This window comes from Streptomyces longhuiensis (genome assembly GCF_020616555.1).
GTDB lineage: Bacteria > Actinomycetota > Actinomycetes > Streptomycetales > Streptomycetaceae > Streptomyces > Streptomyces longhuiensis.
Map to the genome: position 1 here is coordinate 2,844,475 of NZ_CP085173.1, position 26,449 is coordinate 2,870,923.

Annotated in this window: 20 protein-coding genes; 5 read left to right on the forward strand and 15 right to left on the reverse strand. The window is 70.3% G+C overall.

Translation table 11 applies throughout. The features are described 5' to 3' along the window. Positions 1–58: 58 nt before the first annotated feature. The 11 genes from pgi to uvrC form a co-directional block, all read right to left on the reverse strand. The gene (pgi, locus tag LGI35_RS13345; RefSeq protein ID WP_227294073.1) at positions 59–1,711 is read right to left on the reverse strand and encodes a glucose-6-phosphate isomerase; all 1,653 of its coding nucleotides are present in this window, start codon (positions 1,709–1,711) and stop codon (positions 59–61) included. A 156-nt stretch (positions 1,712–1,867) separates the two neighbouring features. Next, positions 1,868–2,203 (reverse strand): RNA polymerase-binding protein RbpA, encoded by a 336-nt coding sequence (locus tag LGI35_RS13350; RefSeq protein ID WP_003976875.1) that lies wholly within the window; start codon positions 2,201–2,203, stop codon positions 1,868–1,870. 204 nt (positions 2,204–2,407) lie between these two features. Beyond that, positions 2,408–2,638 (reverse strand): preprotein translocase subunit SecG, encoded by a 231-nt coding sequence (gene secG, locus LGI35_RS13355; protein ID WP_100592391.1) that lies wholly within the window; start codon positions 2,636–2,638, stop codon positions 2,408–2,410. Positions 2,639–2,791: 153 nt separating this feature from the next. After that, positions 2,792–3,568: a triose-phosphate isomerase gene (gene tpiA, locus LGI35_RS13360; protein WP_227294074.1), complete on the reverse strand. Its 777-nt coding sequence runs from the start codon at positions 3,566–3,568 to the stop codon at positions 2,792–2,794. A 5-nt stretch (positions 3,569–3,573) separates the two neighbouring features. Next, positions 3,574–4,785 carry a phosphoglycerate kinase gene (locus LGI35_RS13365; RefSeq protein ID WP_227294075.1) on the reverse strand — a complete coding sequence of 404 codons (1,212 nt, stop codon included), beginning with the start codon at positions 4,783–4,785 and terminating at the stop codon, positions 3,574–3,576. Between the two features lie 107 nt (positions 4,786–4,892). Next, positions 4,893–5,903: a type I glyceraldehyde-3-phosphate dehydrogenase gene (gene gap / locus LGI35_RS13370; RefSeq protein WP_227294076.1), complete on the reverse strand. Its 1,011-nt coding sequence runs from the start codon at positions 5,901–5,903 to the stop codon at positions 4,893–4,895. A 236-nt stretch (positions 5,904–6,139) separates the two neighbouring features. After that, positions 6,140–9,100: a M14 family metallopeptidase gene (locus LGI35_RS13375; RefSeq protein WP_227294077.1), complete on the reverse strand. Its 2,961-nt coding sequence runs from the start codon at positions 9,098–9,100 to the stop codon at positions 6,140–6,142. A gap of 243 nt (positions 9,101–9,343) precedes the next feature. After that, positions 9,344–10,333, reverse strand: a complete 990-nt coding sequence (whiA, locus tag LGI35_RS13380; protein ID WP_116502730.1) for a DNA-binding protein WhiA — start codon at positions 10,331–10,333, stop codon at positions 9,344–9,346. After that, a complete protein-coding gene (locus LGI35_RS13385; protein WP_116502729.1) occupies positions 10,324–11,361 on the reverse strand; it encodes a gluconeogenesis factor YvcK family protein in 1,038 nt (345 codons plus the stop codon). The genes whiA and LGI35_RS13385 overlap by 10 nt, the downstream gene beginning before the upstream one ends. Continuing rightward, complete coding sequence (rapZ, locus tag LGI35_RS13390; RefSeq protein ID WP_227294078.1) at positions 11,358–12,353, reverse strand: RNase adapter RapZ; 996 nt, start codon at positions 12,351–12,353, stop codon at positions 11,358–11,360. Before rapZ ends, LGI35_RS13385 begins: the two co-directional genes overlap by 4 nt. Continuing rightward, positions 12,350–14,389 carry an excinuclease ABC subunit UvrC gene (uvrC, locus tag LGI35_RS13395; protein ID WP_227294079.1) on the reverse strand — a complete coding sequence of 680 codons (2,040 nt, stop codon included), beginning with the start codon at positions 14,387–14,389 and terminating at the stop codon, positions 12,350–12,352. The genes rapZ and uvrC overlap by 4 nt, the downstream gene beginning before the upstream one ends. Before the next feature lie 198 nt (positions 14,390–14,587). Between uvrC and LGI35_RS13400 the strand changes: the two genes are divergently transcribed. Then, on the forward strand, positions 14,588–15,538 hold the full coding sequence (locus tag LGI35_RS13400; protein ID WP_227294080.1) for a hypothetical protein: 951 nt from the start codon (positions 14,588–14,590) through the stop codon (positions 15,536–15,538). 40 nt (positions 15,539–15,578) lie between these two features. Here the strand turns inward: LGI35_RS13400 and LGI35_RS13405 are convergent, their stop codons facing one another. Then, positions 15,579–16,004, reverse strand: a complete 426-nt coding sequence (locus LGI35_RS13405; protein WP_227294081.1) for a Rieske (2Fe-2S) protein — start codon at positions 16,002–16,004, stop codon at positions 15,579–15,581. A 388-nt stretch (positions 16,005–16,392) separates the two neighbouring features. Between LGI35_RS13405 and LGI35_RS13410 the strand changes: the two genes are divergently transcribed. After that, positions 16,393–17,436: a LacI family DNA-binding transcriptional regulator gene (locus LGI35_RS13410; protein ID WP_227294082.1), complete on the forward strand. Its 1,044-nt coding sequence runs from the start codon at positions 16,393–16,395 to the stop codon at positions 17,434–17,436. Positions 17,437–17,474: 38 nt separating this feature from the next. On the opposite strand, the gene LGI35_RS13415 is transcribed toward LGI35_RS13410, so the two are convergent. After that, a complete protein-coding gene (locus tag LGI35_RS13415) occupies positions 17,475–18,854 on the reverse strand; it encodes a glycoside hydrolase family 32 protein (RefSeq protein WP_341483501.1) in 1,380 nt (459 codons plus the stop codon). Positions 18,855–19,612: 758 nt separating this feature from the next. Here LGI35_RS13415 and LGI35_RS13420 point away from each other — a divergent pair. Both LGI35_RS13420 and LGI35_RS13425 read left to right on the forward strand, forming a co-directional pair. Continuing rightward, positions 19,613–20,872 carry an oligosaccharide MFS transporter gene (locus LGI35_RS13420; RefSeq protein WP_227294084.1) on the forward strand — a complete coding sequence of 420 codons (1,260 nt, stop codon included), beginning with the start codon at positions 19,613–19,615 and terminating at the stop codon, positions 20,870–20,872. Between the two features lie 87 nt (positions 20,873–20,959). Continuing rightward, positions 20,960–21,886 carry a carbohydrate kinase family protein gene (locus LGI35_RS13425; RefSeq protein WP_227294085.1) on the forward strand — a complete coding sequence of 309 codons (927 nt, stop codon included), beginning with the start codon at positions 20,960–20,962 and terminating at the stop codon, positions 21,884–21,886. A 42-nt stretch (positions 21,887–21,928) separates the two neighbouring features. Here the strand turns inward: LGI35_RS13425 and LGI35_RS13430 are convergent, their stop codons facing one another. Further along, the gene (locus tag LGI35_RS13430) at positions 21,929–22,207 is read right to left on the reverse strand and encodes an MmyB family transcriptional regulator (protein WP_423835705.1); all 279 of its coding nucleotides are present in this window, start codon (positions 22,205–22,207) and stop codon (positions 21,929–21,931) included. 263 nt (positions 22,208–22,470) lie between these two features. Continuing rightward, the gene (gene uvrA / locus LGI35_RS13435; RefSeq protein ID WP_227294086.1) at positions 22,471–25,536 is read right to left on the reverse strand and encodes an excinuclease ABC subunit UvrA; all 3,066 of its coding nucleotides are present in this window, start codon (positions 25,534–25,536) and stop codon (positions 22,471–22,473) included. 221 nt (positions 25,537–25,757) lie between these two features. Between uvrA and LGI35_RS13440 the strand changes: the two genes are divergently transcribed. Beyond that, a complete protein-coding gene (locus LGI35_RS13440) occupies positions 25,758–26,447 on the forward strand; it encodes a maleylpyruvate isomerase family mycothiol-dependent enzyme (RefSeq protein WP_227294087.1) in 690 nt (229 codons plus the stop codon). Positions 26,448–26,449: the final 2 nt, after the last annotated feature.

A 26,449-nucleotide genomic window follows, 5' to 3' on the forward strand; every position in this document is an offset into this window, starting at 1 on the left:
AGCAGTGTCACCCGCCGGGGGCGGCGCCGCACCCCAATTAGATGCGCCGCTCAGGCACTCAACGGCCCCGCAACTCGCGGTACTTGGCCACCAGCGCCTTGGTGGACGGGTCGAGCCCCGGCACGTCGGCGCCCTCGGTGAGGGCGGGCTCGACGCGCTTGGCGAGGACCTTGCCGAGTTCGACGCCCCACTGGTCGAAGGAGTCGATGTTCCAGACGGCGCCCTGGACGAACACCTTGTGCTCGTAGAGGGCGATGAGCTGGCCCAGGACGAACGGCGTGAGCCGCTTCGCGAGGATCGTCGTCGTCGGGTGGTTGCCCCGGAACGTCTTGTGCGGCACGAGTTCCTCGGGCACGCCCTCGGCACGGACCTCGGCCGGGGTCTTGCCGAAGGCGAGGGCCTGCGTCTGCGCGAAGAAGTTGGCCATCAACAGGTCGTGCTGTGCGACGAGTCCCGGCAACAGGTCCGCCACGGGCTCGGCGAACCCGATGAAGTCCGCCGGGATCAACTTCTTTCCCTGGTGGATCAGTTGGTAGTAGGCGTGCTGCCCGTTGGTGCCGGGGGTGCCCCAGACGACGGGACCCGTCTGCCAGTCGACCTCCGTGCCGTCCCGCGTGACGGACTTGCCGTTCGACTCCATGTCGAGCTGTTGGAGGTACGCCGTGAACTTGGACAGGTAGTGCGAGTACGGGAGCACCGCGTGCGACTGCGCGTCGTGGAAGTTGCCGTACCAGATGCCCAACAGGCCCATCAGGAGGGGGACGTTGGACTCGGCGGGGGCGGTGCGGAAGTGCTCGTCGACGAGGTGGAACCCGTCGAGCATCTCCCGGAAGGCGTCCGGGCCGATCGCGATCATCAGCGAGAGGCCGATGGCCGAGTCGTACGAGTAACGGCCTCCGACCCAGTCCCAGAACTCGAACATGTTGGCCGTGTCGATGCCGAAGTCGGACACCTTCTCGGCGTTCGTCGACAGGGCCACGAAGTGCTTGGCCACGGCGTCCTGGCCGGCCCTCAGGCCCGTGAGGAGCCAGTTGCGCGCGGAGGTCGCGTTGGTGATCGTCTCGATCGTGGTGAACGTCTTCGAGGCGATGATGAACAGCGTCTCGGCCGGATCGAGATCACGCACGGCCTCGTGCAGGTCAGCACCGTCCACGTTCGACACGAAACGGACCGTCAGGTCCCGGTCGGTGAAGGAGCGAAGCACCTCGTACGCCATCGCGGGACCCAGGTCCGAGCCGCCGATGCCGATGTTCACGACGTTCTTGATCCGCTTGCCGGTGTGCCCCGTCCACTCCCCCGAACGGACCTTGCCCGCGAACACGGCCATCTTGTCGAGGACGGCATGCACCTGCGGGACGACGTTCTCACCGTCGACCTCGACCACCGCGTCACGCGGGGCCCGCAACGCCGTGTGCAGCACGGCCCGGTCCTCGGTCGTATTGATCTTCTCGCCGCGGAACATGGCGTCCCGCAGCCCGAAGACGTCGGTCGCGGCGGCGAGCTCGCGCAGCAGGCGCAGCGTCTCGTCCGTGACGAGGTGCTTGGAATAGTCGACGTTCAGGTCACCGACCTGGAGCGTGTAGCCGGAGCCGCGCGCCGGATCGGCGGCGAACAGCTCACGCAGCTGCACGTCGCCGAGTTCTTCCCGGTGCTTGGCGAGCGCCGTCCACTCGGGCATCTGATTGAGCCTGGTACGGCTTTCTGCGTTCATCTCGGACTTCAGCCTTCTCTCGTACCTGAGTACGTACCTTGCCCCGCTGCTTGACCAACTTAATTGATCAGGGCCCGGTATACGGCATCTGTCCGGACCGCTACGGCCGAACGAGTCCGGCCGGACACTTGGGTGTGTCCGGCCGGTGCTCAAGTCCTAGATCTCGCCCCGCAGTTTGGCGAGCGCCTCCGCGAGGATCGCCTCGCCGTCCGCGTCACTGCGCCGCTCGCGCACATACGCGAGGTGCGTCTTGTAGGGCTCGGTGCGCGGCGGGTCCGGCGGGTTGTCCCGGTCCTGCCCGGCAGGGAAGCCGCAGCGCGGACAGTCCCAAGTCTCCGGCACCTGCGCGTCGGAGGCGAAGCTCGGCTGCGTCTCGTGCCCGTTGGAGCACCAGAAGGAGATGCGCAGACGCGGCGCGGACTCGCCGCGCTCGGCCTCGCCCATCGGCCCCGCCCCGACCCGACTTCCTCGGATCGCGTTGCCACTTGCCACGGTCGTAACTCCCTGCGTGATGGTGCCGCGGAGCTTGTCGGCGTCTCACTCCGCCGCGGGCGCCTCAGTCTACGTAAGGCCCAACGCGCGTCCAGTGATTGGAGTTACATCCCCGCCCCTAGACGCAAGCCCCATGATAGGCCGCGCCGGAGGGCGCGTACCGAACATGGGGCCTTATGTGCGCGATGTGCAGGTGCGACGGCGTCAGTTGTTGACCTTCATGAGCAGGCCGAGCACGACAATGCACGCGAACCACAGCAGACCGAGCACGATGGTGATGCGGTCCAGGTTGCGCTCGGCGACCGACGAGCCACCGACGGACGACTGCATGCCACCACCGAACATGTCGGAGAGACCGCCACCCTTTCCCTTGTGCATCAGCACAAGGAGCATCAGCAGCAGGCTGAAGACGATCAGGGCGATCGAGAACCCCATAACCACGGCTGGTCCCTACTTCCTGGCAATTCTCTCGGACTGAACTGATACGTACTGCGATGTATCCGTACTGCGACTTATACGTGCTGCGGGGGCCCGGTGGAAAGCCACCCGGCCCCCGCAAGGGTACGACGTAACGCCGCTACCGCATACTCACTGGTCGCGGAACCGGATGATCTTGACGAACTCCTCGGCGTCGAGCGCCGCGCCGCCGACGAGGGCGCCGTCGACGTCGGGCTTCGACATGATCTCCGCGACGTTCCCGGACTTCACCGAGCCGCCGTACTGGATGCGGACCTTGTCGGCCAGCTCCTGGGAGTACAGCTCGGCGAGCTTGCCGCGGATCGCCCCGCAGACCTCCTGGGCGTCGTCGGCGCCGCAGACCTTGCCGGTGCCGATCGCCCAGACCGGCTCGTACGCGATCACGACGGTCTCGGCCTGCTCGGCCGGGATGTCCTTGAGACCGCCCTCGACCTGCGACAGCGTGTGCGTGACGTGGTTGCCCGCCTCGCGGACGTGGAGCTCCTCGCCGACGCACAGGATCGGGGTCAGGCCGTGCTTGAAGGCGGCCTTCACCTTGGCGTTGCAGACCTCGTCGGTCTCGTCGTGGTACTGCCGGCGCTCGGAGTGGCCGACCGCCACGTACGTGCACTTCAGCTTGGCGAGCATCGGACCCGAGATCTCACCGGTGTAGGCACCGGAGTCGTGGGCCGAGATGTCCTGGGCGCCGTACTTGATCTTGAGCTTGTCGCCGTCGACCAGGGTCTGTACGGAGCGCAGGTCGGTGAAGGGCGGCAGGACCGCGACCTCGACGGCGTCGTAGTCCTTGTCGGCCAGCGCGAAGGCGAGCTTCTGGACGTGGGCGATGGCCTCGAGGTGGTTGAGGTTCATCTTCCAGTTGCCCGCCATCAGCGGCGTGCGGGTGGTCATTGAGGTCAGTCCTCCAGTGCGGCAAGGCCGGGGAGCGTCTTGCCCTCGAGGTATTCGAGGGAGGCGCCGCCGCCGGTCGAGATGTGGCCGAATGCATTCTCGTCGAAGCCAAGGAGCCGGACGGCCGCGGCGGAGTCGCCACCGCCGACGACCGTGAAGGCCGCGGAGTCGAGGAGCGCCTGGGCGACCGCCTTGGTGCCCTCGGCGTAGTCGGGGTGCTCGAAGACGCCCATCGGGCCGTTCCAGAAGACGGTCCCGGCGTCGGCGAGCTTCGATGCGTACAGCTTGCGGGTCTCCGGACCGATGTCGAGACCCTCCTGGTCGGCCGGGATGGCGTCCGCGGCGACGGTGGTGGGGTTGGCCGGAGCCTTCGTCTTGAGGTCGGGGAAGTCCGGCGAGACCAGGACGTCCACGGGGAGCACCAGCTCGACGCCGCTGTCCTCGGCGCGCTTGATGTACTCCTTCACGGCCGGGATCTGGTCCTCCTGGAGGAGGGAGATGCCGACCTCGTGGCCCTGGGCCTTGAGGAAGGTGTAGGCCATGCCGCCGCCGATGAGCAGGCGGTCGGCCTTGCCGAGCAGCTGGTCGATGACGGCGAGCTTGTCGGAGACCTTGGCCCCGCCGAGCGCGACGACGTACGGCCGCTTGACCTCGTCGGTGAGCCTCTTCAGGACGCCGACCTCGGTGGCGATGAGGTAGCCGGCGTAGTGCGGCAGGCGGGCCGGCAGGTCGTACACCGAGGCGTGCTTGCGGTGCACCGCGCCGAAGCCGTCGCCCACGTAGACGTCGGCCAGGGCGGCCAGCTGGTCGGCGAACTCGCCGCGCTCGGTGTCGTCCTTCGACGTCTCACCGGCGTTGAAGCGGAGGTTCTCGATGACGGCGACCTGGCCGGGCTCCAGACCGTCCACCGCTTCGTGGGCGGCGGGGCCGACGGTGTCCTGGGCGAACGCGACCGGCTTGCCGAGGAGCTCGGCGAGGCGCTCGGCGGCCGGCAGCAGCGAGAACGCCGGGTCCGGGGCTCCCTTGGGACGGCCCAGGTGGGAGGCGACGATCACCTTGGCGCCCCCGTCGGCCAGGGCCTTGACGGTGGGCAGGACGGCGCGGATGCGGCCGTCGTCGGTGATCTTGCCGTCGGCGAGAGGCACGTTGAGGTCGGCGCGGACGAAGACCCGCTTGCCCTCGACCCCTTCGGCGAGAAGTTCGTCGATCGTCTTCATGGCTGGACTCCTGGACTTCTTGGTTGGGCTGACGCACAACAGGGCCCGGACGGCGCGGCGTTGCGCGGTCCGGACCCTGTGCTCACATCGAGATGCCGACTCTGGATTTAGAGCTGGCCACCGACGAAGACCGTGAGGTCGACCAGACGGTTGGAGTAGCCCCACTCGTTGTCGTACCAGCCGAGGATCTTCACCGAGTTACCTTCCTGAACCATGGTCAGGGAGGAGTCGAACGTGCAGGACGCCGGGTCGCCGACGATGTCCGAGGAGACGATCGGGTCCTCGGTGTAGGACAGGTAGCCCTTGAGGTCGCCGTCCTCGGCGGCCTTCTTGAACGCGGCGTTGACCTCGTCCTTGGTGGTCTCGCGCGCAAGGGTGACGACCAGGTCGGTGGCGGAGCCGGTCGGGACCGGGACGCGCATCGCGATGCCGTCGAGCTTGCCCTTGAGCTGCGGGAGGACCAGGGCGGTCGCCTTGGCGGCACCGGTGGTGGTCGGAATGATGTTCTCGGCGGCGGCACGGGCGCGGCGCAGGTCCGAGTGCGGGAAGTCCAGGATGCGCTGGTCGTTCGTGTACGCGTGGACCGTGGTCATCAGGCCCTTGACGATGCCGAAGTTCTCGTCGAGAACCTTGGCCATCGGCGCCACACAGTTCGTGGTGCAGGACGCGTTCGAGATGACGTGGTCCGTCGCCGGGTTGTACTGGTCCTGGTTGACGCCCATCACGATGGTGATGTCCTCGTCCTTGGCCGGAGCCGAGATGAGGACCTTCTTGGCGCCGCCGGCGATGTGCTTCTCGGCGTCGGCCTTCTTCGTGAAGATGCCGGTCGACTCGATGACGATGTCGACGCCGAGCTCGCCCCACGGGATGTCGGCGGGGTTGCGCTCGGAAAGGACCTTGATGCTGTGGCCGTCGACGGTGATCGTGTCGACGGTGTGCGTGACCTCGGCCTTGAGGCGGCCGAGGATGGTGTCGTACTTCAGAAGGTGTGCGGTGGTCGCGGTGTCACCGAGGTCGTTGACAGCCACGATCTCGATGTCTGCACCCTGCTCAAGCAGCGCGCGGAAGTAGTTACGCCCGATGCGGCCAAAGCCGTTGATGCCTACGCGGATCGTCACGAACCGATCTCCTCGTTGGTACGCCGGTTTTAGACGCCGGCGAGTTGTATGGGATGTCCCCGACCGCCTCCGACCCTACCTCTCCGAAGCCCTCCGGGTGACATTGAGTGGGCCCTTGTGCGGCCCGGCGGCCCGTACCGCCCAGTAGGGGTACGGACCGCCGGGATTCCCGCTCATCTGGCGCTTTTCGCGAAAAGTGAGCGGGGTACTTTGTCCGGTTTTCGGCTTGGTGTTTTTCAGCTCCTCAGGGAGGCCAGCGCCTTCCCCACGAGCACGCTCCGCTCGGCCGCCGTGGCGACGTGTTCGAGACCGAATCCGAGGAGAACTGTGTCCTTGGTGCTGACGGCTCCGTATGTCTTGAACAGTTCACCCGCGCGGGCCCAGTCCTTGGTGACGACGGGGCTGCCCGGGGGCGGGCCCGCGACCTTCCAGGCGCCGAACGACGACTCGAAACCCTCGGTCTCCTTCGCCGCGCCGCCGATGACGACGGAAGCGCTGTCGGCGAGGACACCGTGGCCGCCGCTGCCGGGGTCGGTGATGTAGCTGAGCGAGACCTCGACCGTCTTGCCCGCATAGGCGCTCAGGTCGAAGGTCACCGGCTTCCAGCCGTCCGAGGCGCCCGTGAAGCTGTTCCAGGAGCCGGAGGTGCCGCTGGCCGTGCAGCCCGCGCTGCCGGGCGTCAGATAGCGCTTGAGCGCCGGGTGCTCCTTGATCAGGAATCCGGCCTCGCACTCGGCCGGAACGGCGTTCGTGGTGGCGCCGCCGGCGTCGGGCAGCGTCGTCCAGTCCTCGGCACCCGCCGTGTGCGCCTCCAGCACCGCGTGGTCGTAGCCGGGTTCCGTGTCCCACAGGAGCTGGAACTTCAGGGACGGCTTGTCGGCGGCGGAGACGCCGGTGAGGTCGATGGTGCGGGTCAGGCGCTTCCAGCCGTCGTCCGTGTGCACAGCGGCGGCCATGGAGCTGCCCTCGAACGGGCTGTACGGGTTGGGGGTGCCCGCGTACTCACCGGCGCCCGCGCTCGTGAACTGCGGGTAGTCGGCCTTGGCCAGCACGTCGGAGGTGGCCTGGTAGGTCGCGGCGATGTTCAGCGGGTTGCCGGGCGCGTCGCCGAGGCCGGCGGCCGCGCCGCTGAGCACGCCGGATCCGGCGAACTTCGTGGCGCCGGGCGTCGACGTACGCGAGTACGCGCCCAGGTAGTACTGACTGAAGTCGTTCGTGGTCGTGCCGCCGATGGCGACGGAGCCGCCCGCCTGCTCACCGGCCTCGATCAGCTTGCCGCCCTCGTTGAGGAAGTCGCGCAGGGCGAGCTGGGTGGTGAGGCCGGGGCGGTCGGCGCCCGTGTAGTGGACGACGGTCCTGAAGTGGTCGAGCACCGCGAGTGCGTCCGGCGCGCCCTGGGTGGCGACGTTCCACACGAGCGGGGTACGGCCGTTCGCCTTCAGCGCGTCCACGTAGGCCTTGGCCTGCTGGCCTGTGGGGTCGTTCTCGGCGACCACGAGGGTGTCGGCCCTGGGCCGCTCGGCCACGGTGTACGTGAAGTGCTCGCTGGAGGTGCGCTTCCCGGACTTGCCGCGTCCGGTGAACCAGACCTCGACCTTGTCGCCCGGGTCCGCGCCCTCGATCCTCGCGCGGTACGCGTCGAAGTGAAGGTTGTCGTCGCCGCCGTAGGTCTCGCCGCCCTTCCAGGCACGCAGGTCCTCGTCGTGCGTACGGCCGCCGTCCACGCGGTAGTTGAGCTCCTTGTCGCGCACCGACTTGCGGGCGGTCACCGAGACCTCCTGGTCGGCGCCGCGCGCGTACGAGGTGCTGAAGGCGGCCGGGGTGAAGTCGGGCGCGTCGAGGCCGACCGAGGAGGACGGCTGGTCCGGGTGCGCCGCGGTCTCGGCCACGGAGAGCGCGAACGGGATGTTCTTGGTGAACTCCTGCTGGATCAGCTTCTCGTCGTCCGGGAAGGTGAAGACCGACTCGCAGTCCTCGGGGCGCCACTGGTCGTCCGGGTCGACGGCCGACGCGGTCTGGCACTCGCTCATCTCGGGCGTGAACATCCCGATGCCGTTGACGTTGCCCGCGTGTCCGTCCGCCTCGCCGTTGGTGGTGTACAGCTCGGAGGAGACCTGCGGGTGGTAGCCGGGGATCGCGGAGTTCTCGGGGGTCCCGGCGAGCGCCTTGTAGAGCACGTCGTCCGGCGTCGGCGTGGCCACCTGCCAGCCCACTCCGTAGAGCAGCAGCTCGGCCGCGGAGTGGTAGTTGATGGCGTACCGGAAGCCGATGCGCTTCTCGAAGGCGTCGAGGGCCTTCGTCTCGGGCTCGGAGCCGGGGCTCGCGCCGCGGTAGGTCTCACTGGCGGGGCTCGGGGACGAACCCTCGTCGTCGTAGCCCCACTTGTAGGCGAAGTTGCGGTTGAGGTCGACGCCGTCGCCCGTGGTGATCGCGCCGTCGCCGTTCACGTCCCGCATGTTCTTGCGCCACTGGCGGTCGCCGTCGGGGTTGAACGTCCAGTCGTACCCGTCGGGGTTCGCCGACAGGACGAACCACATCTCCGTGGAGTCGACGATCTTCTTGATGCGCTTGTCCTTGGAGTAGTTATCCAAGTAGTAGTGCATCAGGCGGCGGGTCATCTCGGGGGTGATCCACTCGCGGGCGTGCTGGTTGGACATGTAGAGCACCGACGGCTTCGAACCGTCCCTGGTCGTACGGGCGCCCTTGGTGAGCTTGACCGCGAGGATGTCCTTGCCCTGGACCGTCTTGCCGATGGAGACGACCTTGGTGAGGCCGGGGTGTGCCTGGCCCGTCCTGACGATCTCCTCCTGGAGATTGCCCTTGCCGCTGTAGGGGCGGAACACGCCGTCGCCCGCGGCCGCCACCCGGGCTCGCGCCTTGGCGGAGAGCGTGTGCTCGGTGAGTTCGACGCCCTTCTTCTCCAGCTGCTTCGCCTGCTTGTCGGTGAGGTAGACCTCGACCTGGGCCTTCCCCTTCTCGGGGGCCTGTTCACCGAGTTCGTGCCCGTCCTGCCCGGCCGCGAGGAGCAGGGGTACCTGCTCCTTCGTGACCTCGGCGCGGAACACCTTGACCGGATCGGCGTCCGACCGGGGTGCACCGCCGCTCTCCGCCTGGGCGACGGGCGTCAGCCCCGCGCCTCCCAGTCCGCCCAGAATGAGTGCCGTGGTGGCGAGGATCGATCTCGCTCTTCGTCTCATGAGCCCCCCTTGCAGTTGTGTACCGCAGAAGCAGGTGAGTACCGCAGAAGCTGTGGTGTGCCGCAGAGGTCGCGGCGTACCGCAGAAGCGAACAGACGCCAGACTCATGACAGTTCATGGTCAAGTCAAGGGCGCGTCAAAGGAGTCCCGTCAGACCTCGCGTGGTCCTCGTGCGCAGCGAAAACGCCGGTGCCCGTGCCCCGGCGGGGCACCGGCACCGGCGTGAGTCGTTCCGCTCCGGGGTCAGCCGGCGAGGTTGTCGGCCATCTCCTCGGTGATGTTCGACTCCGTGCCGGGGATGCCCATGTCCTGGGCCCGCTTGTCGGCCATCGCGAGCAGGCGGCGGATACGGCCCGCGACGGCGTCCTTCGTCAGCGGCGGGTCGGCGAGCGCGCCCAGCTCCTCCAGGGAGGCCTGCTTGTGCTCCATGCGCAGCCGCCCGGCGGCCGCGAGGTGCTCCGGCACCTCGTCGGCGAGGATCTCCAGGGCGCGCTGCACGCGGGCCCCGGCGGCGACGGCGGCGCGCGCCGAGCGACGCAGGTTCGCGTCGTCGAAGTTGGCCAGGCGGTTGGCGGTGGCGCGGACCTCGCGCCGCATCCGCCGCTCCTCCCAGGCGAGCACCGACTCGTGCGCCCCCATACGGGTGAGCAGGGCGCCGATGGCGTCCCCGTCCCGTACGACGACCCGGTCCACCCCGCGTACCTCACGGGCCTTGCCCGCGATCTGGAGCCGGCGTGCGGCGCCGACCAGGGCGAGCGCGGCCTCCGGTCCGGGGCAGGTCACCTCCAGGGAGGAGGAGCGGCCCGGCTCGGTGAGCGAGCCGTGCGCCAGGAAGGCCCCGCGCCAGGCGGCCTCGGCGTCGCAGGTGGCCCCCGAGACCACCTGCGGCGGGAGACCCCGGATCGGGCGGCCACGGCCGTCGACAAGACCGGTCTGGCGGGCCAGCTGGTCACCGCCGGCCACGACCCGTACGACGAAGCGCGAGCCCCGGCGCAGCCCGCCGGGCGCCATCACGATCAGTTCCGAGCTGTGCCCGAAGATCTCGAGGATGTCCCGCTTCAGCCGTCGCGCCGCCATCGCGGTGTCCAGCTCCGCCTCGATCACGATGCGGCCGCTCACCAGGTGGAGCCCGCCCGCAAAGCGCAGGATGGCCGAGACCTCTGCCTTTCTGCAGCAGGTCCGGGTGACGGGAAGCCGGGAGATCTCGTCCTTCACCGCTGCCGTCATCGCCATGGGCCGATCCTTCCATGCATCCGAAAAATACGGTCGTACGCGGCGGCCAACAGCTCCGGATCGTGCCTCGGAGTCCCGTCGGGCCTGGCCACAGGCGCCAGCTCGACCGCAGCGCCGAAGCCCTCCTTGGCGGCGTCGGTCAGGGACTCACGATCGGGCACGGCGGCCTCGTCGGCCAGCACCACGTCCAGGGCGAGTTTAGGGGCGTGTCGTCCCAAAACCTCCAAATGACGCTGCGGTGAGAACCCCTCGGTTTCTCCGGGCTGCGGCGCGAGGTTCAGCGAGAGGACCCTGCGGGCCTTCGTCGCCATCAGCGCGTCGAGCAGCTCGGGGACCAGCAGATGCGGGATGACGGAGGAGAACCAGGAGCCGGGACCGAGCACCACCCAGTCGGCGTCGAGGACCGCGGCGACCGCCTCGGGGACGGCCGGCGGGTCGTTCGGCACGAGGTGCACGGACTGCACCTCGCCCGGGGTGAGGGCCACCGTGGCCTGGCCGCGCACCGTGTCGACGTCGTCGGGGCGCGCCGGGTCGTGCCCCTTGACGAGGGCCTGGAGCTCCAGCGGGACCGCGGACATGGGCAGGACGCGCCCTTGCGCGCCGAGCAGCTTGCCGACCAGATCGAGGGCCTGCACATGGTCGCCGAGCTGCTCCCACAGGGCGACGATCAGCAGATTGCCGACGGCGTGCTCGTGCAGGTCGCCCTGGGACTGGAAGCGGTGCTGAATGACGCGGGCCCAGGTCTGGCCCCAGTCGTCGTCGCCGCACAGGGCCGCGAGGGCCTTGCGCAGGTCGCCGGGCGGCAGGACGCCCAGCTCGTCACGGAGCCGGCCGCTGGAGCCGCCGTCGTCGGCGACGGTCACCACGGCCGTGAGGTCGCCGGTGATGCGCCTCAGGGCCGCCAGGGACGCGGACAGGCCCATGCCGCCGCCGAGGGCGACGACCTTGGGCTGGGCGCCGCGCCGGCGGCCCGTGGGAGGGGTGACCCGGCGGAGCCTGCTGCCGAGCCGGAGTGTGCGACCGGTCATTCGCGGCCCATGTCCCGGTGGACGACCACGGTCTCCACGCCCTCCGCCGCGATGCGCGCGGCGAGCTTCTCCGACATGGCCACGGAGCGGTGCTTGCCTCCGGTGCAGCCGACCGCGATCGTCACGTACCGCTTGCCCTCACGGCGGTATCCGGCCGCGATGAGCTGGAGCAGCTCGGTGTAGCGGTCGAGGAACTCCTTGGCGCCGGGCTGGCCGAAGACGTAGTTCGCCACCTCTTCGTTCAGGCCGGTGAAGGGGCGCAGCTCGGGGACCCAGTGCGGGTTCGGCAGGAAGCGCATGTCGACGACCAGGTCGGCGTCGACGGGCAGGCCGTACTTGAAGCCGAACGACATGACCGTGGCCCGCAGCTCGGGCTCCTCGTCGCCGGCGAACTGGGCGTCCATCTTGGCCCGCAGTTCGTGCACGTTCAGGCTGGAGGTGTCGATGACCAGGTCGGCGTCGCCGCGCAGCTCGCGCAGGAGCTCGCGCTCGGCCGCGATGCCGTCGACGATGCGGCCGTCGCCCTGGAGGGGGTGCGGGCGGCGCACCGACTCGAAGCGGCGCACCAGGGCCTCGTCGGAGGACTCCAGGAACACGATGCGCCGGGTGACCTGGCGGGACTCCAGGTCGGCGAGGGACTGGTGGAGGTCGGTGAAGAAGCGGCGGCCGCGTACGTCGACGACGACGGCGATCCGGGCGACGTTCCCCTGGGAGCGGGCGCCGAGTTCCACCATCGTGGGGATCAGCGCGGGCGGCAGGTTGTCGACGACGAACCAGCCGAGGTCCTCCAGACACTTGGCGGCCGTGGAACGCCCGGCGCCTGACATCCCGGAGATGATCACCAGCTCGGGGATGGCCGCATCGGACGCCCCGGCGGTCTCGCTCGTCGTACCCGTACTCACCTGTGCTCCGTCTGTCTCCGCAGCCCGGCCCGCCCGGTCATCGGGGGACGGCTGTGGTGCCGCCTGTTCACCCTGCTCGTTCACGTTCATGGCTCCTGCCCCCGTCGTCCTTCCGAGGTCACCGCGGCCGTGGCCGTGGGGTCCTCGTCTTCAATGATCTCTCCTGTGGCCGTGTTCACGGCCGGTGCGGCGGGCTCCGCGCGTGCGAAGGCCGCCACGATCGTCTCTGCCGTCTTGCGGCCTATGCCGGGAACCTCGCAGATCTGATCGATTGTGGCCGATCGCAGGCGCTTCACCGAACCGAAGTGCTTGATCAGGGCCTGCTTGCGCGCGTCCCCGAGGCCGGGCACCTCGTCGAGCGGTCCCGACTTGAAGCGCTTGGCCCGCTTGGTGCGCTGGTACGTGATCGCGAAGCGGTGCGCCTCGTCACGGACGCGCTGCAGAAGGTAGAGCCCCTCGCTGGTGCGCGGCAGGATCACCGGGTCGTCCTCGTCGGGCACCCAGACCTCTTCGAGGCGCTTGGCCAGGCCGCACACCGCGATGTCGTCGATGCCCAGCTCGTCGAGCGCCCGCTTGGCCGCCGCCACCTGCGGCTGCCCGCCGTCGACGACGACCAGCTGGGGCGGGTACGCGAACCGCTTGGGACGGCCGTCGTCCTCGGTGAGACGGGACTCGATCGGGCCGTCCTCGTCCGCCGGCTCGGCGTCGGACCACTCCCCCGACTTCTCCTGCGCCGCCAGATAGCGCTTGAAGCGGCGCGTGATCACCTCATGCATGGAGCGGACGTCGTCCTGCCCCTCGAAGCCCTTGATCTGGAAGCGCCGGTACTCGCTCTTCCTGGCCAGGCCGTCCTCGAAGACGACCATGGAGGCCACGACGTCGTCACCCTGGAGGTGGGAGATGTCGTAGCACTCGATGCGCAGCGGGGCGCTGTCCAGCTCGAGAGCCCCGGCGATCTCCTCGAGGGCGCGCGAGCGCGTGGTGAGGTCGGAGGCGCGCTTGGTCTTGTGGAGCGCGAGCGCCTGCTGCGCGTTCCTGTGGACCGTCTCCATGAGGGCCTTCTTGTCGCCGCGCTGCGGGATCCTCAGCGACACGTTCGACCCGCGGCGCGTGGTGAGCCACTCCTGTACGGGCTCCAGGGGCTCGGGCAGCGCGGGCACGAGGACCTCCTTGGGCACGGCGTCCCCGCGTTCCTCGCCGTACAGCTGCTGGAGCGCGTGCTCCACGAGGTCACCGCTGGTGACCGCCTCGACCTTGTCCGTGACCCAGCCGCGCTGGCCGCGCACGCGCCCGCCCCGCACATGGAAGATCTGCACGGCGGCCTCCAGCTCGTCCTCGGCGAGGGCGATCAGGTCGGCGTCCGTGGCGTCGGCGAGGACGACGGCGCTCTTCTCCATCGCCTTGCGCAGCGCCTCTATGTCGTCACGCAGGCGCGCGGCGCGCTCGTACTCCATCTCCTCGGCGGCGTCCGTCATGTCCTTCTCGAGACGACGGATGTACGTGCCGGTGCGGCCGGTCATGAAGTCGCAGAAGTCCTCGGCCAGTTCGCGGTGCTCCTCGGGGGAGACGCGGCCCACGCAGGGGGCCGAGCACTTGCCGATGTAGCCGAGGAGGCAGGGGCGGCCGGTGCGGGCGGCGTTCTTGAAGACGCCGGCGGAGCAGGTGCGGACCGGGAAGACGCGCAGCAGCAGGTCGACGGTGTCGCGGATGGCCCAGGCGTGCCCGTAGGGACCGAAGTAGCGCACGCCCTTCTTCTTCTGGCCGCGCATGACCTGCACGCGCGGGAAGTCCTCGTTCATCGTCACCGCGAGGTAGGGATAGCTCTTGTCGTCGCGGTACTTGACGTTGAACCGGGGGTCGTACTCCTTGATCCAGGAGTACTCCAGCTGGAGCGCCTCGACCTCCGTGGACACCACGGTCCACTCCACGGACGCGGCCGTGGTGACCATCGTGCGGGTGCGGGGGTGCAGGTTCGCCAGGTCCTGGAAGTAGTTGGCCAGGCGCTGGCGCAGGCTTTTCGCCTTCCCGACGTAGATCACCCGGCGGTGCTCGTCACGGAACCTGTACACCCCTGGGGAGTCCGGGATCTGTCCCGGCTGGGGGCGGTAGCTGGAAGGGTCGGCCATGTCAGACACCCTACTTGCGGCCACCGACAGTGAGGTTGCCCACGCGTTTCCCGGAGCGGTCCCGCCGCCCGCCGGACCGGACGGTTGCGCATCGAGTCTTGTCCGGTGCAGATCAACACGCTTCAATGCCGGGTGAATTGGGGCCGCGCACGCCCCGGCCGGACGGCCGTTGTGAGGATGCACGGGGGAGGGCCCTGGATGTCGTACGGCACACAGCACGCGGACGCCGGCGTGCCCGCACTGGAGACGGCCCTGCGGGCGGGGCCCTTCCATGTCGCCCTGCGGGCCGCGATCACCGCGCGCGGGCTGCCGCTGCACCGCGTGCAGCACCATCTGACCCGCCACGGCGTCACGGTCGGCGTCACCAGTCTGAGCTACTGGCAGCAGGGGGCCAGGCGCCCGCAGCGCACCGAGTCCCTACGTGCCGTGCGCGCACTGGAGGAGATCCTGGACCTGCCCGACGAGTCCCTGATCCGGCTGCTCGCCAAGGACGAGGAACACACGGCCCGCCGACGCCCCTCGACCCGCTCCTACCGCTCGCTCGTCGAGGCCTCGGGCGTCCTCGAACAGTTCCTCGCCGAGCTCGGCTCGTCCCCGGACGGCGGCCTGCACACGGTCGGCCATCACGAGCGGGTGCGGATCGGGGCACGCCGCGAGCTCCTCGGCCTCGACTCCCAGCACATCGTGCGCGCCCACCAGGACGGCGTGGACCGCTACGTGGCCGTCCACCACGGAGACCCGGGATGCAGCACGGATCACGTCTCGGTACGCGCACTGGAGAACTGCCGCACGGGGCGGGTGCGGCGGCACCGGGGAACGGGCATCGTCGTGGCGGAGCTGCTCTTCGACGCGCGGCTGCGGGCGGGCGACACGTTCCTCTTCCGCTACGGCTTCGAGGACGGCACGGCGGGCCCCTCGTCGGAGTACCTGCGCGGCTTCGGCTTCGCGGGCGGGCAGTACGCGCTCCAGGTCAGGTTCACCGAGGGCGTCCTGCCCGTGCGCTGTCACCGCTTCACCCAGCACTCGGCGGCGGCCCCGCGCGGCGGCCGTCAGGACCTGCCGCTCAGCGCGAGCCACCGCGCGGTCCACGTGGTGGAGCCGCAGGTGCGGGCGGGGATCCTGGGGATCGGGTGGGACTGGGAGGGCTGATCGGCGGGGTGGGGCCGATCTGATCGGGGTCCAGGTCCGGTCAGGCCGCCGGGCCCGCGACGATCTTGCCGTTCTTCACCTCGACCGGCACCTTCGCCAGCGGCTGAGTCGCCGGGTCGTGCAGCACCTTCCCGGTCTCCGCGTCGAACTTGCTGCCGTGGCAGGAGCACGTGAGCTCCGTGCCCTCCAGCATGCTGATGGGGCACCCCGCGTGCGTGCAGATGGTGCTGAACGCGGCGTACCTGTCGGCCGACGGACGGCTGACCACCACATTCTCGTCCCGGTACAGCTTGACGCCGCCCACGGGCACCTCGTCGGCCTTGCCGAGGTCGACCGGTGCCGTCGGCGCCGACTCCGCGCGGCCCCCCGACCCGCCCGGCGAGCAGGCGGCGATCCCGAGCCCCGCGGTCCCGGCGAGGGCGGCACCCCGCAGCACGGTTCGGCGGGCGGGCGACGTGCCGGGCATGGGGACTCCAGGGGTCGGTCGGGGCGAGGACGGGTGGGCCACTGCACGCCAAGGCGCACATGGGTGACAGATCCGACGATACCGGTGGGGCGGATGGTGCCTCGTGGGACCCTGGCGCCGGCCACATCCGTCGCTTCCGGGCCGCCCTGGTTCTGCGCCATGGCGGCCCTTCCTCCGCACCCTGGCCGTCCTGCTTCGGCACCATCCTGACGGCCCTTCCTCTTCACCGTCCCGGCCGTCCTTGTTCCGCACCGTCCCGGACCATCCCGGCCGCCCTTGTTCCGGACCATCCCGGCCGCCCTTGTTCCGCACCGTCCCGGCCGTCCCGCTTCTGCGGCATCCTGTACGGACGTCAGACGTCATCCGCCGCCCCGGGAGAGAGCACCGCGTGAACCGTCCCACCGCCCGCGACGTGGCCGAACTGGCCGGCGTCTCACGTGCCGCCGTGTCCTTCGTCTTCAGCGGCCGGGCGCAGGGCAACCTCTCCGCCGACACCCAGGCGAGGATCAGGGCGGCGGCCGACGAGCTCGGCTACCGCCCGGACGAGGTCGCCCGTTCCCTGCGCACCCGCCGCAGCGCGGTCATCGGCATGCTCAGCGACGAGATCGCGACCAGCCCGTTCGCCGGACGCATGGTGCTCGGGGCCATGGAGGCGGCACGCGCGCGTGGCCACCAGGTGCTGCTCCTGGAATCCCGCAAGGACCCCGCCCTGGAGGCCGAGGCCGTCGCCGAGCTGCGGGCCCGCCGGGTCGACGGAATCGTCTACGCCGCGATGTCGATGCGCAGCACGAGCGTGCCGACGGCCCTGGCGCCCGAGCGGTGCGTGCTCGCCAACTGCGTGGCGCGAGAGCCCGGTTCGTACGCCTCGGTGGTCGCGGACGAGCGCGGGGGCGGCCGGTCGGCGGTCGACGTGCTGATCCGGGCGGGCCACCGCGACATCGCGCTGCTCGGCGGCGAGACGGACAACATCGCGGCGTCCGACCGGGCCCGCGGCTTCGGCGACGGACTGCGCGCCGCCGGGCTGAAGGCCCGCCCCGAGTGGACGCTGCGGGTGGGCTGGCAGATCGACGAGGGCTACGCGGGCGCGCTGCGCGTCCTGGACACGGCGGATCCGGACGCGCGCCCCACGGGCATCGTCTGCGCCAACGACCGTGTGGCCACAGGTGTGTTGCTCGCCGCGGCCGGCCTCGGCATCTCCGTACCGGACGATCTGTCGGTGGTCGGCTACGACGACCAGGACCAGATGGCCGACCACCTCGTCCCGGCGCTCACGACGATCGCGCTGCCGCACCACGCGATGGGCGCGGCGGCGGTGGACCTGCTCCTGGACTCGGTGGCCGCGGACGAGGACGTCGACCCCGCGACCCAGCGCGTCCTGGAGTGCCCCGTGGTCGAGCGGGCGTCGGTGGTGGCGCCGGGGCGACGGAGGTGACGGAGGCCGCGGGGAACGGGTACGCGCCCCCTCCGGGATCAGTCCGCGACCGCCCACGCCTCCACCGTCAACTCGCCTGCCCCCTGAGTGACTTCGGCCGACAGCAGGCCGGTCGGCGCCGGGTGGACCTTCTCCGTGAGCATCACCCGCTCGCCCCAGAACGCCTCGATCAACGGCCCGTCCACGAACACCCGTAGCCGCCCGCCCGGCGACACCGCTCCCGTCGCCGCGGTCACCGTGTCCGAACGCCGGTACGGACGCGTGGCCGTCGCCGGAGCGCCGGTCCTGTCGAGCGTGAGGGTGCCCTTGGTGGGGTTCACCCGCAGCGCCACGGCGGGGCCGAGCCGCAGTTCGGCCTCGGTGTCCGGCTGCGTCACGGCGACATCGAGGACGACTTCGTACGCCACCGGGAGTTCGTCGCCGACCCGGACCGGCGTGCCCCGCAGCGCCATCAGCTCCCGCGCGGGCGCCATCCGCAGCGAGCCGTCCGCGTGCAGCCCGAGCTCGCGCGGATACGACAGGCACCCGGCCCAGCCCGCCGCCACGGACTCGGCCTCCGTGCGCGACTCCCAGCTCCACCCCCACACGAGGGTGCGATCGCTCTCGACCAGGGCGGTCGGCGCGTAGAAGTCGCGTCCGTGGTCGAGCACTCCCCCGGCCCCCGCCTCCGCGACGAAACGCAGACCACCGTCCGCCGTGGGGCGCAGCTCGCCGGTCAGGTAGCTCGTCGCGTACGTGATGTCGTCGATCCAGAGCGAGAGCAGAAGCACCCAGCGGCCGTCACCCGCGGGCAGCAGGGCCGGGCACTCCCAGGCGGTGGCCGGTGCGGCTCGGCGCGCGGCGACCGGGTCGGTCCCGTCGATCAGCGAACCCGCGTAGGTCCAGTCGGTCAGCGCGTCGACGCGGTAGAGCAGGACGTCGGGCAGGCCGCCGAGGTGACCCGCTCCCACGACGGCCCAGCGCCGCCCCTCGTGCGTGAAGACGTAGGGGTCGCGGAACGCGGTCAGGTCGAGGCCGGCCGGCGGGCCGGGGACGACGGGTTCGGGTTCCGCCTTGAACGCCGTGACGTCCGGGTCCGTGGCGCGGGCGAGCATGACGGAACCGATGCCGTCGTGGCGGTCCATGCCGGTGTAGACGGCGGTCGGCACACCGTCGTCGACGACCGCGCAGCCCGACCAGACGCCCAGCTCGTCGCGGGTTCCGGGGGTGGGCGTGAGCGCGATGCCGTGGTCGGTCCAGCGGACCAGGTCGGGGCTCGAGGCGTGACCCCAGTGGATGTCGCCCCACACGGGCGCGCCGGGGTTGTGCTGGAAGAAGAGGTGGTAGCGGCCGTTGCTGAAGACCGGGCCGTTCGGGTCGTTGCACCACTGCCCCGCGGCGGGCCTGACGTGGTGGCGGGGCACGTTGCGGTCGGCCATGTCGTCGGCCATGTCGGCGGCTCCCTGTTCGCTGAGTCCGGCTGATCGTCATGCCGCCGGAACCTTGATTTAACGAACCTAACACGTGATAGTTGTGGCCATCTAGCACGTGTTAGGTCTCTGCCGGAAGCTCGCGTTCCGGCATCATGAGTCAGCGCGACAGGCGCGAAGGAGCGCAGCAGATGACCGACCAGACGACGCCGGGGCCCGCCCCGACGGCCCGCCCCGTACCCCCCGTCGCCCACACGGGAACCGGCGCCCCGGCCCCCACGACCGCCACCCTTGGCGTCTCCGCCGCAGCTGTCTCCACGGCGGACGCCACTGGCACCAGGGTCCCCGGCATCGCAGTCCCCACGGGCACCGCGCTCCCGGCGGGCACCACCGCCACCCCGGGCGCCACCGGCGCCGCCGGCGCCGCCGCCTCCGACGCAACCGTTCCCACGGCGGGCATCGCCACCCCGGGTACCACCACCCCGGGCGCACCGGGCACCAGCACTTGCCTCCCTATAAGCACCACACTTCCGGCGAGCACCGCCCCCACCGCCCCCACCCCCACCGCGGGCACCACCGCCAGCCCGGGAGCACCGGGCACCCCAGGCACCACCACCCCAGGCGCACCAGGCACCACCCCCACCCCAGGCACCGCGACCCCCAGCACCGACCTCCCCGCAGGCACCGCCCTCAGCGTCGTCCTCCCCACGACTACCGCCCCCACCCCCACAGCGGCCCCCACCCCCACCCCCGCAAGCCGGCGGCGGGTGAACTTCACGCTTGCCAGCGCCGCGCTCTTCATGTTCTTCGTGACCTGGTCACTGTCCTGGTCGCTGTTCTCGATCTGGCTCACCCAGGACATCGGCCTCTCCGCGGGCCGTAGTTCCCTCGTCATCAGTGCCAACGCCGTCGGCTGCCTGCTGACCATGCCCCTCTACGGCTACGTCCAGGACAAACTGGGCCTGCGCAAGAACCTCCTGTACTGGATCGGCGGCCTGATGCTGCTGGTCGGCCCCATGTACATCTATGTCTACGGGCCCCTGCTCAAGACCCACTTCGCGCTCGGCCTCGTCGTCGGCTCCGTCTATCTGGCCATGGCCTTCGCGGTCGCCGTCGCCACTCTGGAGAGCTACACCGAACGGCTCGGCCGCTTCCACGGCTTCGAGTTCGGCCGGGCCCGCATGTTCGGCTCGCTGGGCTGGGCCGCCGCGACATTCTTCGCCGGGCGACTGTTCAACATCGACCCCGAGCTCAACTTCTGGGCGGCGTCCGTCTCCGCCGCCGTCTTCGTCGCCCTCATCGCCGCGATCCGAGTCACGGACGGCCGTCGCTCCGCCGCCGTGGACGCCGCCGCCTCGTCGGTCTCGCTCACCGACGTGCGTTCCCTGCTGCGCTATCCGGCGTTCTGGGGGCTGCTGCTCTTCGTGGTCGCGGTGACGGCGACGTACAACACGTACGACCAGATGTTCCCCTCGTACTTCTCGTCGCTCTTCGGCACCAAGGCCGAGGGCAACCAGATGTACAGCGACCTGAACTCCTTCCAGGTCTTCCTGGAAGCCGGCGGCATGGCCCTCGCGCCGTTCCTCGTCAACCGGCTCGGCCCGAAGCGGTCACTGCTCCTGTCCGGCTTCGTCATGGCGACCCGCATCGGCCTCTCCGGCCTGGTCACCGACCCCATGGCGATCTCGGCGGTCAAGCTGATGCACGCGGCCGAGCTGCCGATCATGCTGATCGCGATCTTCAAGTACATCAACCGGCACTTCGAGTCCCGCCTGTCGTCCTCGATCTATCTGGTCGGCTTCCAGCTCGCGGCGCAGCTCGGCGCGGCGATCATCTCCCCGCTGGCCGGCATCGGCTACGACAGCCTCGGCTTCGCGCCCACCTATCTGCTCATGGCGGCGATGGTCGCCGCGTTCACCGCCGTCTCCGTCGCCACGCTGCGTCCCGACGCGAAGGGTCTGCCCGAGTCGGTCCCGGACGTGCCCGCTTCCGGCCGGGGCGCTGTGCCCGAGCCCGCGAGCCTCTAGCCTGTGCCTCGCCCCCTGCAGCACCTCCCATCCACCGCACGGCCGCACTCCCCACCGCTCCACAGTTCAGCCCGAAAGGAACCACCCGTGATAGTCGTCGCCGGAGAGGCCCTGATCGACCTCGTGCCGCAGGGCGGGGCCGCCGATGACGGTGGCGACCTGCCCGCGCTCGCGCCCCGGCTCGGCGGCGGCCCCTTCAACACCGCGGTGGCCGTCGGCCGGCTCGGCTCCCCCGTGGCCTTCTGCTCACGGGTCTCCCGCGACGCGTTCGGCGAGGCACTGCTCGGCGGACTCGCGCGGGCCGGCGTGGACGTGTCGTACGTCCAGCGGGGCGACGAACCGACGACGCTGGCCGTCGCGTCGATCGCCGCGGACGGCTCGGCCGGTTACTCGTTCTACGTCGAGGGCACGGCCGACCGGCTCTTCTCCGCGCCCGACCGGCTTCCGCCGGGCACGCGCGCGGTGTCGTTCGGCACGTGCTCGCTGGTTCTGGAGCCGGGCGCGAGCGCGTACGAGGAGCTGATGCGGTCGGCCTCGGCCCAGGGCGTGTTCACCGCACTCGACCCGAACATCCGGGCCGGCCTCATCCCCGACCCGGACGCGTACCGGGCGCGCTTCAAGAGCTGGCTCCCCTCGACCGGCCTGCTCAAGCTGTCCGAGGAGGACGCGCAGTGGCTGGGCGGCACCCCCCAGGAGTGGCTGGCCTCGGGTCCCGCGGCCGTCGTGATCACGCGGGGCGGCGACGGCCTGACGGTCTTCACACGGGGCGGCGCGCGGTACGACGTACCGGGTGAGCGCATCGACGTCGTCGACACGATCGGCGCGGGCGACACCGTGAACGCGGCGCTGCTGCACGGTCTGGCCGCGTGGGACGCGCTGTCCGTGGAGGCGGTGGCGGGCCTCGCCGAGGACGCGTGGCACCGGCTGCTGCGGTTCGCCGCGCGCGCCGCCGCGGTCACCTGCTCGCGAGCCGGCGCCGAGCCCCCTTACTTGTCCGAACTCCCGCCGCTGTAGGGGCCGTTCACCTGCCTCGGTGAGCCGTGCGCGCCCCGCCGGTCACCCGTTGACCGCGCGCAGTGCCCCCGGCCTGCGGCCGCTGAGCCGGTCGAGGGCGGCCGCCGTGGCGTCGTCGGCCGGGAGGTGAACGACGAGGCGCCGGGCGTCGGCCTCGGGCATGGCCGGCGTCTCGTACGCCAGGCGGAGTGTGCCGGCCTCGGGGTGCGCGACGACGTCCGCACCGGTGCGACGGGGCAGGGAGGGGACAGCGGCGAGCCGGTCGGCGAAGGGCGCCCCCGCGGTGACGGTCAGTTCGTCGACGAGCGCGACGACATCCACACCGGCGCGACGAGGCAGGGAAGGGACAGCGGCGAGCCGGTCGGCGAAGGGCGCCCCCGCGGTGACGGTCAGTTCGTCGACGAGCGCGACGACGTGCGGGTCGTAAATCGCGGCCCCGTGCCCGAGGTGGGAGACCTGCTCAGCTGGACATGCAGTTCGTCGAGCCGCAGTGCCAGGGTGGCTGACAGATGAACGCCCGGCGCCCCACGGGGAGTTCCCGTGGGGCGCCGGTTGTTCTCCGTCCGGTCGCGGACCGCCCGCGCTCAGGCCTTGCGGGCCCGCGTGGACTTGGTCGCGGTCTTCTTGGCGGCCGGCTTCTTCGCCGCGGCCTTCGTGGCCGACGTCCCGGCCGCCGTGGTCTTGGCCGTGGCCACCTTCTTCGCCGGGGACTTCGCCGTCGCCGAGACGGTCTTCTTCGCGGCCGCGGCCTTCTTGGCCGCCACCGTCTTCTTCGTACGCGCCGCGGGGACCGTCGCGTCGCTGAACCGGTCGGCGCCGAGGATGTCGCGCAGGAACTTGCCGGTGTGACTGGACGGTTCGGCCGCGACCTCCTCGGGGGTGCCCTCGGCGACGACGAGGCCACCGCCGTTACCGCCCTCGGGGCCCATGTCGACGACCCAGTCGGCGGTCTTGATGACGTCGAGGTTGTGCTCGATGACGATCACCGAGTTCCCCTTGTCGACAAGGCCCGACAGGACGGTGATGAGCTTGCTGATGTCCTCGAAGTGCAGACCGGTGGTCGGCTCGTCGAGGACGTAGACGGTGCGTCCCGTGGACCGCTTCTGCAGCTCGCTCGCCAGCTTCACGCGCTGGGCCTCGCCTCCGGAGAGGGTCGGCGCGGACTGGCCGAGCCGGACGTACCCGAGGCCGACGTCGTTCAGCGTGCGCAGGTGACGGGCGATGCCCGGGACCGCCTCGAAGAAGCCGAGCGCCTCCTCGATGGGCATGTCCAGGACCTCGGCGATGGACTTGCCCTTGTAGTGGACGTCCAGCGTCTCGCGGTTGTAGCGCGCTCCGTGGCAGACCTCGCACGGGACGTAGACGTCCGGCAGGAAGTTCATCTCGATCTTGATGGTGCCGTCGCCGGAGCAGTTCTCGCAGCGGCCGCCCTTGACGTTGAAGGAGAAGCGTCCGGGCAGATAGCCGCGGACCTTCGCCTCGGTGGTCTCGGCGAACAGCTTGCGGACGTGGTCGAAGACTCCGGTGTACGTCGCCGGGTTCGAGCGCGGGGTGCGGCCGATCGGCGACTGGTCGACGTGCACGACCTTGTCGACGAGGTCGTCGCCCGCCACGCGCGTGTGCCGCCCGGGAACGCTCCGCGCCCCGTTCAGCTCGCGGGCGAGGTGCGTGTACAGGATGTCGTTGACCAGAGTCGACTTGCCCGAACCGGAGACACCGGTGACGGCGGTCAGGACGCCGAGCGGGAACGACACGTCGATGTCGCGGAGGTTGTTCTCACGGGCGCCGTGCACGGTCAGCCTGCGCGTCGGGTCCACGGGGCGCCGGATGTCCGGCAGCGGGATGGACTTCTTGCCCGACAGGTACTGGCCGGTCATCGACTCCGCGTTGGCGAGCAGCTCCTTCAAGGGGCCGCTGTGGACGACCTTGCCGCCGTGCTCACCCGCGCCGGGGCCGATGTCGACGACCCAGTCGGCGACCTTGATGGTGTCCTCGTCGTGCTCGACGACGATGAGCGTGTTGCCCATGTCGCGCAGCCGTACGAGGGTCTCGATCAGGCGGTGGTTGTCGCGCTGGTGCAGGCCGATCGAGGGCTCGTCCAGGACGTAGAGCACGCCGACGAGACCGGAGCCGATCTGCGTGGCGAGGCGGATGCGCTGGGCCTCGCCACCGGAGAGGGTGCCGGCCGCGCGGTTGAGCGAGAGGTAGTCGAGGCCGACGTCGACGAGGAACCGCAGCCGCTCGTTGACCTCCTTGAGGACCCGCTCGGCGATCTTCTTGTCGCGCGCGTTGAGCTTCAGCTCGCCCAGGAAGTCCGCACAGTCGCTGATGGACATCGCGGAGACCTCGGCGATCGACTTCTCCATCACCGTGACGGCGAGGACGATCGGCTTGAGGCGCGTGCCCTCACAGGTGGGGCAGGGCACCTCGCGCATGTAGCCCTCGAAGCGCTCACGGCTGGAGTCGCTCTCGGCCTCGCTGTGACGCCGCTTGACGAACGGGACGGCGCCTTCGAAGGGGGTCGTGTAGACCCGCTCGCGGCCGTACCGGTTGCGGTAGCGGACCTCGATCTGCGTCTTGTGGCCGTACAGGAGGGCCTTCTTGGCGCGCTGCGGCAGGCCCGCGAAGGGGATGTCGGTCCGGAATCCCAACGCGTCCGCGAGGGCGCCGATGAGGCGCCCGAAGTAGTCCTTGGTGTGCCCGTGCGACCAGGGGTGGATGGCGCCCTCGTCGAGGGACTTGTCCTCGTCCGGGATGATCAGCTCGGGGTCGACCTCCATGCGCGTGCCGATGCCGGTGCAGTCCGGGCAGGCGCCGAAGGGCGAGTTGAAGGAGAAGGAGCGGGGCTCGAGCTCCTCGAAGGACAGGTCGTCGTACGGGCAGTACAGGTGCTCCGAGTACATGCGCTCGCGCTCGGGGTCGTCCTCGGGGAGGTCGACGAAGTCGAGCACGACCATGCCGCCGGACAGGCCGAGCGCGGTCTCCACGGAGTCGGTCAGACGGCGCTTGGCGGATTCCTTCACCGTGAGGCGGTCGACGACCACCTCGATGGTGTGCTTCTCCTGCTTCTTCAGGGTGGGCGGTTCCGACAGCTGGATCGTCTGTCCGTCGACCCGGGCGCGGCTGTAGCCCTTGGTCTGGAGGTCGGCGAAGAGGTCGACGAACTCGCCCTTGCGCTCGCGCACGAGCGGCGAGAGCACCTGGAAGCGGCTGCCCTCGGGCAGGTCGAGGACCTTGTCGACGATGGCCTGCGGCGACTGGCGCGAGATGGGGCGGCCGCACTCGGGACAGTGCGGCTTGCCGATGCGCGCGAAGAGCAGACGCAGGTAGTCGTAGACCTCGGTGATGGTGCCGACCGTGGAGCGCGGGTTGCGCGAGGTCGACTTCTGGTCGATCGAGACGGCCGGGGAGAGGCCCTCGATGAAGTCGACGTCCGGCTTGTCCATCTGGCCGAGGAACTGACGTGCGTACGAGGAGAGCGACTCGACGTACCGCCGCTGCCCCTCGGCGAAGATCGTGTCGAAGGCGAGCGACGACTTGCCGGACCCCGACAGACCCGTGAAGACGATGAGCGAGTCGCGCGGAAGGTCGAGCGAGACGTTACGGAGATTGTGCTCGCGCGCGCCACGGACGATGAGACGGTCGGCCACGCCGGTCCGCACCTTTCTTGAGAGAAGCAACAGGGGCGGGGCCCCTGTCTTTCGAGACTAGGGGGGCCACCGTCAGCGATGGACTGTTTTCCATGGTTGGTAACAAACCCGGACCACCAAGAATGCCCGATGCCGCCACCGAGCTTATAGCACGTACATTCGATTTCTGGTCTCGGTAGGCCGCCTTCACCCGATCGAGTGGCGGCGCTATCGTCTGCGCCATGAGCGATCATGTGCGCGACCTGGCCTCTGTACGTGAAGCGACCGACCGGCTCCTCACCGCTGTCGGCACGTTGGACAACGCGGCTGTGGCCGAGTCGTCACGGCTTCCCGGCTGGACCCGGGGCCACGTCCTCGCCCACCTCGCCCGTAACGCGGACGCCCTCGCGAACGTCCTCGCGGGCCGGCCCATGTACCCGAGCGCCGAGGCGCGCGACGCGGACATCGAGCGGGACGCCCCGCGCGACCTCCGCGAGCAGCTCGAGGACCTGCGGACCAGCGCCGCCGGATTCGAGGCCCGGGCCGAGGTCCCGTCCGACTGGACGCGCACGGTCGAGCTGCGCAACGGCGTCAAGGACTCCGCCTCCCGGATCCCCTTCCGGCGCTGGGTCGAGGTCGACCTGCACCACGTCGACCTCGGGATCGGATACGACCTGGAGGATCTGCCGGCGGAGTTCGTCGAGCGGGAGATCGACTTCCTCGCCGAGCGCTTCGCGGGGCACCCCGCCATGCCGTCGACCGGCCTCAAGTCGGACGGCGGCCTGGTGTGGACGACAGGCGGCGGCGCCGGAACGGGTCCGGTCGGTGTCGCGGGCCCAGCCCCGGAGCTGCTCGGCTGGCTCTCCGGGCGGCGCGACGGCTCCGGGCTCACCGTCGAAGGCGGACAGCTGCCTGTCGTACCCCCGCTATAGGC